This window comes from Streptomyces sp. NPDC058637 (genome assembly GCF_042717325.1).
Taxonomy (GTDB): Bacteria; Actinomycetota; Actinomycetes; order Streptomycetales; family Streptomycetaceae; genus Streptomyces.
Genome location: NZ_JBHXRD010000009.1, coordinates 39,705 through 51,294 on the forward strand (window position 1 = coordinate 39,705; position 11,590 = coordinate 51,294).

Sequence of the window (11,590 nt, forward strand, 5' to 3'; positions counted from 1 at the left end):
GCGGTGCGGACACCGCACCGCGTCGTCGAAGGGACCCTGAGATGCCGCTGCTGGAGCCGAATCCGGAATCCCTGCGCCCTGGCACGGCGCGTGCGCCCTCCCCCGACCGGGTGCCCGGCTGGAAGGCTTCGGGTACGCCCGCGGCACTGCGGGCCGACCTGACCGCGTTGCTCGGTGCGGAGAAGGTGCTGTGGAAGGTCTCCGACCTCGTGCGGTACGCCTCCGATGCCAGCCCCTACCGCTTCCTGCCGCAGGTGGTGGTGGTCCCGGAGGACATCGACGACATCTCCGCGATCCTCTCCTACGCACACGGCAGGAGCCGCGACGTCGTCTTCCGGGCCGCGGGCACCAGCCTCAACGGCCAGGCGCAGGGGGAGGACATCCTCGTCGACGTACGCCGCCACTGGACGGGGATCGAGGTCCTGGACGGCGGGGCGCGGGCCCGGATCCGGCCGGGGACCACGGTCATGCGGGCGAACATCACGCTCGCCCGGCACGGCAGGCTGCTGGGTCCCGACCCGGCCAGTGCCATCGCGTGCACCGTGGGAGGTGTCGTCGCGAACAACGCCTCGGGGATGACCGCGGGGACGACGCGCAATTCGTACCGCACCGTCTCCTCGCTCACCTTCGTCCTGCCGAGCGGCACGGTGGTCGACACGGCCGAGCCCGACGCCGACGAGCTGCTGCGCCACGCGGAACCCCGCCTGTGCGACGGGCTGCTGGCGCTCAAGGCGGAGATCGAGGCGGACACCTCGCTGACGGCCCGGATCCGTGCCAAGTACGAGATCAAGAACACCAACGGCTACCGGCTCGACGCGTTTCTCGACGGCTCGACGCCCGTGCAGATCCTCCGGGGGCTGATGGTCGGCTCCGAGGGCACCTTCGGCTTCATCTCCGAGATCGTCTTCGACACCCTGCCCCTGGACCGGCACGTCTCCTCCGCGCTGTTGTTCTTCCCGTCCCTGACCTCGGCGGCGGCAGCGGTCCCCCGCTTCAACGAGGCGGGGGCGATCGCCGTGGAGCTGATGGACGGCAACACGCTGCGCGCCTCGGTGCGGGTCGAGGGGGTCCCGGCGGACTGGGCGGGTCTCCCGCGCGGGACGGCGGCGCTCCTGGTGGAGTTCCGGGCGCCGGACGAGGCCGCCCTGGAGGCGTACGAGCAGGCTGCGGCCTCGGCCGTCGCGGGTCTCGACCTCGTCACGCCGGCCGTCTCCGTCACCAATGAGTTCACCCGGGACGCGGGCACCGTCGCGGGGTACTGGAAGGCCCGGAAGGCGTTCGTCACCGCTGTCGGCGGCTCCCGTCCCTCGGGCACGACGCTGATCACGGAGGACTTCGCGGTTCCGCCGTCCCGGCTCGCGGAGGCCTGCGAGGCACTGCTCGCGCTCCAGGCGGTCCACGGCTTCGACGCCGCCGTCGCCGGCCACGCGGCCCACGGGAATCTGCACTTCCTGCTCGCCTTCGACGCCGCGAAGCCCACCGATGTCGAGCGGTACGCGGCGTTCATGGATGACTTCTGCTCACTCGTCGTCGACCGTTTCGACGGATCGCTGAAGGCGGAGCACGCCACCGGCCGGAACATCGCCCCGTTCCTGGAGCTGGAATGGGGCCCGAAGGCCACCGAGCTGATGTGGCGTACGAAGCAGGTCATCGACCCGGACGGGGTGCTGGCGCCGCGGATCGTCCTGGACCGCGACCCGAAGGCCCACCTGCGCGGTCTCAAGACGATCCCCACGGTCGAGCCGGTCGCAGACCCGTGCATCGAGTGCGGCTTCTGCGAACCGACCTGCCCCAGCGAGGACCTGACCACCACACCGCGCCAAAGGATCGTGCTGCGCCGGGAGATGATGCGCCAGCCCGACGGTTCCCCGGTGGAGGCCGGTCTGCTGGACGCCTACGGGTACGACGCCGTGGACACCTGCGCGGGCGACTCCACCTGCAAACTGGCCTGCCCGGTCGGCATCGACACCGGCGCGATGATGAAGGACTTCCGCCACCGCCGGCACTCTCCCCGCGAGGAGCGTGTCGCGACGCTCACCGCGAGGTACTTCAAGGCGGTGGAGGTCTCGGCCCGGCTCGCGGTCGGCGCCGCCCACGCCGTGTCCGGGCCCACCGGTGACCGGCTGCTCGGATCCGCGACCCGGCTCGCCCGCAGGGCCGTCCGTCCGGATCTGGTCCCGGAGTGGCTGCCGGAGATCCCCGGCGCCGCCGCCCGTAGGCTCCCTCCGACCGCACGGGCGGGGGCGAGCGCCGTCTACTACCCGGCGTGTGTGAACCGCATCTTCGCCGGACCCGAGGACGAGGGTGCGCTGTCGCTCGCCGACGCCGTGGTCTCCGTGTCCGCGCGCGCGGGCAAGCCCGTATGGATTCCGCAGGACGTCGCGGGGACCTGCTGCGCGACGATCTGGCACTCCAAGGGATACGACGCGGCCACTGCCGTCATGGCCAATCGCGTCGTGGAGGCCGCCTGGGGCTGGACCGCGGGCGGCAGGCTGCCGCTGGTGGTCGACGCCTCCTCGTGCACGCTGGGACTGGCCCATGAGGTGGTGCCGTATCTCACCGAGGCCAACCGGGAGTTGCACCGCGAGCTGACCGTCGTCGACTCGCTCGTCTGGGCGGCCGAGGAGTTGCTCCCCACCCTGACCGTATTCCGCAGGACAGGCTCCGCCGTCCTGCATCCGACCTGTTCCATGGAGCATCTCGGCGATGTGGCGCAGTTGCGTACGGTCGCGGAGGCCTGCGCCGAGGAGGTCGTCATCCCCGACGACGCCGGCTGCTGCGCCTTCGCGGGCGACCGCGGGATGCTGCACAAGGAGCTCACGGACTCGGCGACCGCCAAGGAGGCGGCCGAGGTGGGTGCCCGGGAGTACGACGCGTATCTGTCGGCCAACCGGATGTGCGAGATCGGGATGGACCGGGCCACCGGCCGTCCCTACCACTCGGCCCTGATCGCGCTGGAGAGGGCGACCCGGCCGGTCCTCTGAGCCCGCCGGGTCACCGACCGCCGGGTCACCGCCCACGGCCGGTCGCGCCGCCGGTTCCTGGCTCCCCACGCCTTCACGCCGGGTCCGTCGAGAGCGACCGGACGGTCAGTCCCGTCCAGACGGCGAAGGGCCGGGTGATCCGCCTGGAGCACGACGTGTCCTCACCCACCCGTACTCACGGATCAACAGCCTCGGCGGCACCAAGGGCGTCTTCGAGGACTATCCGACGCGCATCTATCTGGAGCCGGACCACGACGACCAGTGGAAGGACTTCTCCTCGTACGCCGGATGGGACCACTGGCTGTGGAGGGAACACGCGAATCCGCCCGGCGGTCACGGCGGGATGGACTACATGCTGGTCTCCCGGCTGATGCAGTGCATGCGCCTCGGGCTCGTCCCCGACTTCGACGTGTCCGACGCGGCCACCTGGACCGCGCCGGTCCCGCTGAGCCACCTCTCCATCAAGGCCGGGGGCGCCCCGCAGCAGATCCCGGACTTCACCCGCGGCGAGTGGAAGAAGGTCCGTTCGGGCATGGACTCCCAACAGCCCGCCGAACAAGGAGGATCGGGCCCCGGCACCGGGGCCCGGTCCGCCACCCCGGAATAATCGCTTGCCTCGGACGGGGGCAGGACGCGAACCTTGCACGGTTTGGTCCCCCACTGTTCCACGAGATCCCCCACGGATCTCCGCCCCTTCCGATTCTTGGGACGTCATGCAGATTCGCGATCTTCCGTACTCAGATCCCGGCGATCCCGATGTCCGGTCAGGCCCACGCTTCCTGTTCTGGCTCGGCCGCAGTCAGCTCACCGGCCAGCTCAAATCACTCTCCTGGGGCCTGCTGCACCAGTGTGCGATCGCCGGCCTCCCGCTCACCGTCGGGCTCGCGGTCCAGGCCGTCATCGAAGGCTCGGGTTGGGAGCTCGCGCAGGCGGGCGGGTTCATCGTGGTCCTCGGCATCCTCATCGCCGTGGGCGACACCATGCTCCACCGGACGGCGGTCACCAACTGGATCACCGCCGCCGCCCGGGTCCAGCAGCTGCTGGCACGCAAGACCGCGGAGCTCGGCTCGGCACTGACCAGGCGGGTCGCCGCGGGGGAGGTCGTCGCCGTCTCCACGGGTGACGTCGAGAAGATCGGCTGGTTCGTCGAGGCGCTGTCCCGCTTCGCCGCCGCCGCCACCGCGCTCGTACTGATCTGCGTCGGGCTCGTCCTCTACCTGCCCTCGCTCGGGGTGCTGGTCGCGATCGCCATGCCGATCCTCGCCCTGGCCGTCCTGCCCCTGCTCCCCCGGGCCACCCGGCGCGCGGACATCCAGCGGGAGAAGGCGGGCAGGGCCACCGAGCTGGCCTCGGACACAGTCGCCGGCCTGCGGGTACTGCGCGGCATCGGCGGTGAGGAGCTGTTCCTCGGCCGCTACCGACGTGCCTCCCAGGAAGTGCGCGAGGCCGCCGTCGGCAGTGCCCGGATGTGGGCGCTCATCTCGGCGATCCAGGTGTTCCTGCCGGGCGTCCTGCTGATCTCCCTGGTCTGGTACGGGGCCTCGCTGGCCCGGGACGGCCGGATCGACGTCGGTCAACTGGTCACCGTGTACAGCGCGGCGACGCTGATGCTCTTCCCCCTGCGGCACTTCGAGGAGATCGCCATGGCGTACTCCTTCTCCCGGCCTTCCGCACAACGCGCGGTCCGGGTCCTGTCCCTGCGGCGCAGTGCGCAGCCCTCGACGATCGACGCCATGGTGCCCGAGGGCGATCTGTACGACCCGGTCACCGGGCTGATGGCGGCGCGGGGGCAGTTCACCGCCGTGGTCTGCGGCGACCCCGACGAGGCCGGACGGCTGGCCGAACGCCTCGGCGGACACGCCGAGGCTGAGGCCACATCAGGCATCACGGACGCCGACGAAGGCACCACGACAGAAACCGCAGGCGCAGCGAAAACAGCGGGCACAGAAGACGCGGAGGGCACAGTGGACACCGGGAAGGACTCCGCTCCGGCACCGCTCCCCTCGGTGCTGCTCGGCGGTGTCCCGCTGGACGAGCTGCCGCTCGACTCGGCACGGACCGCGGTGCTGGTGCAGGACAAGGACCCGGTGCTGCTCTCCGGAACGCTGCGCGAACTGCTCGACGTACCGTCCTCCGGTGCGGTCTCGGCCGAGGACGCGCTGGACGCCGCCCAGTGCGGTGATGTGCTGGACGCGCTGGCCCAGGCATCCGTCGACACCGAGGGCGACCCCATGCGCACCCGGATCACCGAGCGTGGCCGGTCCCTGTCCGGCGGGCAGCGCCAGCGGCTCGCACTGGCGCGTTCGCTGGTCACCGACCCGGAGGCGCTCGTGCTCGACGAGCCGACGTCGGCCGTCGACTCGCACACGGAGGCGCGCGTCGCGGCGGGCATCAAGCGGCTGCGCCGCGGCCGTACGACGGTGGCGTTCGCCTCCTCCCCGCTCCTGCTGGACCTGGCCGACCGCGTGGTGCTGGTGCACCGGGGCACGGTCGTCGCGGCCGGGACGCACCGCGATCTGCTGCGGGACGAGCCGCTGTACCGGGCGGTCGTCACCCGTGAGACCGATGAGGACATCGCGGCGTCCGCCGCAGGGGCACAACTCGTGGAGATCGACGCGACGCCGTCGGTCGAAGCGATCGAGGAAATCGAGGAGCGGGCATGATCGGCATCGCACCACCGGCGTACGACCCGGCCGCCCCGCAGTCGGCGACGACGCTGCCGGTCGGCACCCCGACGACCGTACGGACCTACGTCCGCTCCCTGTTCCGGCGGCACCGCAGGCCGTTCGCCGTACTCATCGCCGTCAACGCGATCGCGGTGATCGCCTCGATCGCCGGACCGTACCTGCTGGGCGGTCTGGTCGAGGATCTGTCGAACGGGGTCACCGACCTCCATCTGGAGCGCACCGCCGCGGTGTTCGCGGTGGCGCTGATCGTGCAGACCGTGTTCACCCGGACGATGCGGCTGCGCGGCGCGATGCTGGGCGAGGAGATGCTGGCCGATCTGCGCGAGGACTTCCTCGTGCGGTCGGTCGGGCTGCCGCCGGGCGTCCTGGAGCGGGCCGGAACCGGTGACCTGCTGTCCCGTATCACGACGGACATCGACCGGCTGGCCAACGCGATGCGTGAGGCCGTCCCGCAGCTGGCGATCGGCGTGGTGTGGATCGCGCTGCTGCTGGGCGCGCTCACCGTCACCGCCCCGCCGCTGGCCCTGGCCGTGCTGATCGCCCTGCCGGTGCTGGTCGTCGGCTGCCGCTGGTACTTCCGGCGGGCGCCCTCCGCGTACCGCTCGGAGGCCGCCGGGTACGCGGCGGTCGCGGCGATGCTCGCGGAGACCGTGGACGCCGGGCGGACCGTGGAGGCCCACCGGCTGGGTACGGACCGCGTCGCGCTCTCCGACCTGCGGGTCAAGGAGTGGACGGCGTGGGAACGGTACACACTCTTCCTGCGTTCGGTGCTGTTCCCCGTCGTCAACGCCACGTACGTGACGATCCTGGGTGCCGTGCTCCTGCTCGGCGGCTGGTTCGTGATCGAGGGCTGGCTCACCGTCGGGCAGCTGACGACGGGAGCGCTGCTGGCCCAGATGATGGTCGACCCGCTCGGCCTGGTCCTGCGCTGGTACGACGAGTTGCAGGTCGCCCAGGTGTCCCTGGCCAGGCTGGTCGGCGTCCGGGAGATCGAGCCGGACGCGGGCGACGACGGGGTCGGTCCGGACGGCCGGGAGGTACGGGCCGCGGAGGTGCACTTCGGCTACCGCTCCGGTGTCGATGTCCTGCACAAGGTGTCGCTGGACATCGCCCCGGGTACGCGGCTGGCCCTGGTCGGGCCGTCCGGCGCGGGCAAGTCCACGCTGGGGCGCCTGCTGGCCGGGATCTACGCGCCCCGGACCGGTGAGGTCACGCTGGGCGGGGCCGAGCTGTCCCGGATGACGGCGGAGCGGGTACGGGCCCATGTGGCCCTGGTCAACCAGGAGCACCACGTCTTCGTGGGTTCGCTCCGGGACAACCTGCTGCTGGCCCGTGCGGGTGCCGAGGACGCTGAGCTGTGGGCCTCGCTCGCCGCGGTCGACGCGGACGGCTGGGCGAAGGCCCTGGCGGACGGTCTGGACGCGGAGGTCGGTTCGGGGGGCCTGTCCCTCACCCCGGCGCAGGCACAGCAGATCGCCCTGGCCCGGCTGGTCCTCGCGGACCCGCACACCCTGGTGCTGGACGAGGCGACCTCGCTCCTCGATCCGCGGGCCGCACGGCATCTGGAGCGTTCACTGGCCCGGGTGCTGGACGGCCGGACGGTGATCGCGATCGCGCACCGGCTGCACACGGCGCACGACGCGGATGTCATCGCGGTCGTCGAGGAGGGCCGGATCAGCGAGCTGGGCAGCCACGACGAGCTGGTGGCGGCGGACGGCGCGTACGCGGCGCTGTGGCGGTCCTGGCACGGGTGAGCCCGCGGGTCCGGTCCGGGGGGCCGGGCCCGCACACCCGGCCGTCGCCCGCGTCGCGCGGGAGGCGCGTCACACAGGAGGCGCGTCACACAAGAGGCGAAGCGCGGCCCCTCCGGTAAGGATGAAGGAGTGACTGGCTCCGGATACGGGGCAGGCGAGCGATGACCGCGTAAGCCCGAGAAGGGACGCACACCGTGGTACGACCCAGGATCCTCGTTGTCGGCGCAGGCTTCGCCGGAGTCGAGTGCGTGCGCCGACTGGAACGCAGCCTCTCCCCCGGTGAGGCGGACATCGCCCTCGTCACGCCGTTCTCGTACCAGCTCTATCTTCCGTTGCTTCCGCAGGTGGCGTCCGGGGTACTCACCCCGCAGTCGGTCGCCGTCTCCCTGCGCCGCAGCCGGCGTCACCGCACCCGGATCGTGCCGGGCGGCGCCATCGGCGTGGACACCGCGGCGAAGGTCTGTGTCATCCGCAAGATCACCGACGAGATCGTGAACGAGCCGTACGACCACCTCGTGCTGGCGGCCGGCAGCGTCACCCGGACGTTCGACATCCCCGGGCTGGTCGACAACGCGCGGGGCATGAAGACGCTTGCGGAGGCCGCCTACATCCGCGACCACGTCATCTCCCAGCTCGACCTGGCCGATGCCAGCCAGGACGAGGCGGAACGGGAGTCCCGGCTGCAGTTCGTGGTGGTCGGCGGCGGATACGCGGGTACGGAGACCGCCGCCTGCCTGCAGCGGCTGACCGCCAACGCCGTCCGGCACTACCCCCGGCTGGACCCGAGGCTCATCAAGTGGCATCTGATCGACATCGCGCCCAAGCTCATGCCGGAGCTCGGCGACAAGCTGGGGCTCACCGCGCTGGAGATCCTGCGCAAGCGGGGCATCGAGGTCTCGCTCGGTGTGTCGGTGGCCGAGGCGGCGCCGGACAAGGTGACCTTCACCGACGGCCGGGTGCTGCCCTGCCGCACGCTCATCTGGACCGCCGGGGTCGCGGCCAGCCCGCTCGTCGCCACCCTCGACGCGGAGACGGTCCGCGGCAGGCTCGCGGTGACACCGCAGATGCGGGTGCCCGGCGTGGACGGTGTGTTCGCCCTGGGCGACTCGGCGGCGGTGCCCGACCTGGCCAAGGGCGACGGGGCGATCTGCCCGCCCACCGCGCAGCACGCCATACGGCAGGGGCGGGTGCTGGCGGACAATCTCATCGCCTCGCTGCGCGGCCTTCCGCTGCGGCCGTACGTGCACAAGGACCTCGGTCTCGTCGTGGACCTCGGCGGCCGGGACGCGGTGTCCAAGCCGCTGGGTATCGAGCTGAAGGGCATGCCGGCCCAGCTGGTGGCCCGCGGCTACCACTGGTCGGGGCTGCGGACCAATGTCGCCAAGACCCGGGTCCTGACCAACTGGATGCTGAACGCGATCGCCGGCGACGACTTCGTGCGGACGGGATTCCAGGCCCGTAAGCCGGCCACCCTGCGCGACTTCGAGTACACCGACGCCTATCTCACGCCGGAACAGCTCCGCGCGCACACCGCGTCGACGACCGGCCGCGGCTGACCGGCGTCCGCGCGGGCGGCCGGGCGCGGCTCACCGGTGTCCGCGCGGGCGGCTGACCGGCGGCGCCGCGGCGCCTGCGCGCCGCTGACCCGCGACCGTCCTCGGGCCCCCGCCTCGGTCAGGGACGCGCGCCGAGGACCGTCTCGATCGTGTCCGCCTCCTGCGGCGACTTGTCCTCCCGGTGGCGCAGCACCCGGGCGAACCGCAGGGTGACGCCCGCCGGGTAGCGGGTGGAGCTCTGGAGTCCGTCGTAGGCGATCTCGACGACGAGCTCCGGCCGCACGGTGACGACGTGTCCGTCGTCACCGGTGGACAGTTCCCGGAGGCGTTCGGTCTGCCAGGCGAGCATCTGGTCGGTGAGCCCTTTGAAGGTCTTGCCGAGCATGACGAAGGAGCCGTCCCGCCGCCTCGCCCCCAGATGGAGGTTGGACAGTTTCCCGGTGCGCCTGCCGTGCCCCCACTCGGCGGCCAGCACCACGAGGTCCAGGGTGTGCACGGGCTTCACCTTCAGCCAGGACGCGCCCCGGCGGCCGGCGCTGTAGGGCGCGTCCAGGCCCTTGACCACCACGCCCTCGTGCCCGTGCGCCAGTGTGGCCTCGAAGAACGCCGCCGCGGCCTCGTGCGACGCTTCGTCGCCGGGGTCCGTCACGACGACGCGCCGCACCCGCATGGCCTCCGGGACCAGGGCGGCCAGCTCCGTGTGCCGTTCGGTGAGGGGGAGGTCCAGGAGCTCCCGCCCGTCGACGGACAGCACATCGAAGAAGACGGGGACCACCGGGACGGCCGCCGCCGCCGCGGCGACGTCGCGCCGGGATCCGATCCGGCCGGCGGTCTCCTGGAAGGGCCGCGGTCTGCCGTCGGGGCCGAGCGCGATCACCTCGCCGTCGAGGACGAACCGGTCGCCGCGGAAGTCTGCCACCGCCGCGACCAGTTCGGGCAGCCGGTCGGTGATGTCGTCGAGCGTGCGTGTGTACGCCCGCACCCGTGGGCCGTCGCGGTGCACCTGGACGCGGATGCCGTCGAGCTTCTCCTCCACGGCGCACGGCCCCAGTTTGTCCACGGCCTCGGTGACCGAGCGCGCGGTGTGCGCCAGCATCGGCTGGACCGGCCGGCCGACGGTGAGCCGGAAGTCCGCGAGTGCCCCGGGGCCGTCGGCCAGCAGCGTCCGGGCGACGGCCTGCAGTGATCCGGCGAGCATGACGGCGCGGCGTACGTCGGCGGGCGGCGCGTCGGTGGCCGCGGCCAGCGCGTCGACCGCGACGGCGTCCAGCGCCCCCTGCCGCACCTCGCCGGTGAGCAGGGCACGCAGGAAGTGCTGTTCGTCGGTGGTGGCCGCGCCGAGCAGCCGCCGGAGGCGTTCCTTGCGGGCTGCCTGGGAGCCGGGGCCGGAGAGCGCCCCGATCGCCGTCAGCTCCGCGTCGACGCCGGACACCGTCAGTGTCGGTGTGTCCGAGGCTGCCACCGGGTCGGCCAGGGCACGCCATCCGATACCGAGCCGCCCCTGCGGAAGGCGGCCGGCGAGGTAGGGGATGACGACCGGGACGTCGTCGGGACCGGTCTCCCGGAACAGGCCGGCGAGCAGGGCGACCTTCCGGGTCCGTGCCGACGTCGCGGCGACCTCCAGGGACACGTGGGCGAGCCGGGCGAGCAGCATGGGGTTCATGGTGCTACGGCACGGGGCGCGCCGCCCCCGGAACGGACCCGCGTCGGTCAGATGAAGTTGAGCGCCGCCGCCGCGCCCACTCCCCCGAGCACCATGAACGCGGGCATCAGGACCTTGATCTCCACCCAGCTGCCGGCCCGGAAGCGCATGAACTTCGGCGGTCCGAGCGGGTACCAGCGCCTGCGGCCGAGCGGGATCGGCCACAGGATCGGGCAGCCCGAGACGGTGAGCGCGTCGCCGACGCAGTGGACGAGGGACCCGAGGACTATGGGAAGCCCCAGCCACAGGTACTCCTGCCCGGGATCGGTGAACAGCCAGTCGGAACCGTTGCCCGGCTTGTCGAGCACACCGGCCAGGATCCACGCGCTGGTCGCGCCGAGCAGCCAGACGAGGATGTCGCTGGACACGCGCGCGGCCCGCCACAGCAAGCCTTCGACGGCGAGTACGAGGTGGACGAAGAGGATCGCCAGGACCGCCCAGCGGCCGCCTGTGATCGCCGCGACCGAGGCGCCGCCGCCGAGCAGCACCGCCCACGGCCAGGTGTGGGTGAGGGTACGGTGTCCCCCTGTCCTGCGCGGGTCGCCGGCCCCCTTGGTCGCCTTGTAGACGGAGTACGAGAGTTTGTCGACGATCTCGCAGAGGCCCTTGGAGACCGGGCCGAAGGCGCGCGAGATGGTGGCGGACTTGTGGTCGAGGTCCGGGGCGAGTGCGGCGCCCGCGCAGATCAGGGCACCCACGACGAGGACGGGCCAGGGCATCGTGTGGCCCGCGGCGGCGGCCGCGGCACCCACGCCCAGCCAGGCCGCCGCCCCTGACAGAGAGTGTGCCGGTCCCATCATGGCTGTTCCCGCCCCCGTAGTGATTCGGCCGTGCGCGGCCGGGCCGCCATTGCCTTTACCAGGCAGCCGAGTTGAGTGGGCAGCGTATCGTCCGTGATCTTCGCGTG

6 protein-coding genes and 1 pseudogene are annotated in these 11,590 nt (G+C 72.1%); 5 read left to right on the plus strand and 2 right to left on the minus strand.

The window, feature by feature from the left end; translation table 11 throughout:
- Positions 1-41: 41 nt before the first annotated feature.
- From ACFWVP_RS11125 to ACFWVP_RS11145, 5 genes and pseudogenes are all read left to right on the plus strand, one after another.
- A complete protein-coding gene (locus ACFWVP_RS11125) occupies positions 42-2,984 on the plus strand; it encodes an FAD-binding and (Fe-S)-binding domain-containing protein (RefSeq protein WP_384495575.1) in 2,943 nt (980 codons plus the stop codon).
- 92 nt (positions 2,985-3,076) lie between these two features.
- Positions 3,077-3,591: pseudogene (locus ACFWVP_RS11130) on the plus strand (gfo/Idh/MocA family oxidoreductase); the annotation flags it as partial.
- A 106-nt stretch (positions 3,592-3,697) separates the two neighbouring features.
- Complete coding sequence (locus tag ACFWVP_RS11135; RefSeq protein ID WP_384495577.1) at positions 3,698-5,647, plus strand: ABC transporter transmembrane domain-containing protein; 1,950 nt, start codon at positions 3,698-3,700, stop codon at positions 5,645-5,647.
- Positions 5,644-7,425, plus strand: coding sequence for an ABC transporter ATP-binding protein (locus ACFWVP_RS11140; protein ID WP_384495579.1), 1,782 nt, complete (start codon positions 5,644-5,646; stop codon positions 7,423-7,425). The genes ACFWVP_RS11135 and ACFWVP_RS11140 overlap by 4 nt, the downstream gene beginning before the upstream one ends.
- A gap of 194 nt (positions 7,426-7,619) precedes the next feature.
- Positions 7,620-8,981 carry an NAD(P)/FAD-dependent oxidoreductase gene (locus tag ACFWVP_RS11145; RefSeq protein WP_384495581.1) on the plus strand — a complete coding sequence of 454 codons (1,362 nt, stop codon included), beginning with the start codon at positions 7,620-7,622 and terminating at the stop codon, positions 8,979-8,981.
- A gap of 118 nt (positions 8,982-9,099) precedes the next feature.
- On the opposite strand, the gene ACFWVP_RS11150 is transcribed toward ACFWVP_RS11145, so the two are convergent.
- A complete protein-coding gene (locus tag ACFWVP_RS11150) occupies positions 9,100-10,635 on the minus strand; it encodes an ATP-dependent DNA ligase (RefSeq protein ID WP_384495871.1) in 1,536 nt (511 codons plus the stop codon).
- A gap of 56 nt (positions 10,636-10,691) precedes the next feature.
- Complete coding sequence (locus tag ACFWVP_RS11155) at positions 10,692-11,483, minus strand: metal-dependent hydrolase (protein WP_384495583.1); 792 nt, start codon at positions 11,481-11,483, stop codon at positions 10,692-10,694.
- Positions 11,484-11,590: the final 107 nt, after the last annotated feature.

Coding starts and splice junctions, on each gene's coding strand:
- ACFWVP_RS11125 (WP_384495575.1), top strand. CDS start 42: ATGCCGCTGCTGGAGCCGAATCCGGAATCCCTGCGCCCTGGCACGGCG.
- ACFWVP_RS11135 (WP_384495577.1), top strand. CDS start 3,698: ATGCAGATTCGCGATCTTCCGTACTCAGATCCCGGCGATCCCGATGTC.
- ACFWVP_RS11140 (WP_384495579.1), top strand. CDS start 5,644: ATGATCGGCATCGCACCACCGGCGTACGACCCGGCCGCCCCGCAGTCG.
- ACFWVP_RS11150 (WP_384495871.1), bottom strand. CDS start 10,635: ATGCTGCTCGCCCGGCTCGCCCACGTGTCCCTGGAGGTCGCCGCGACG.
- ACFWVP_RS11155 (WP_384495583.1), bottom strand. CDS start 11,483: ATGATGGGACCGGCACACTCTCTGTCAGGGGCGGCGGCCTGGCTGGGC.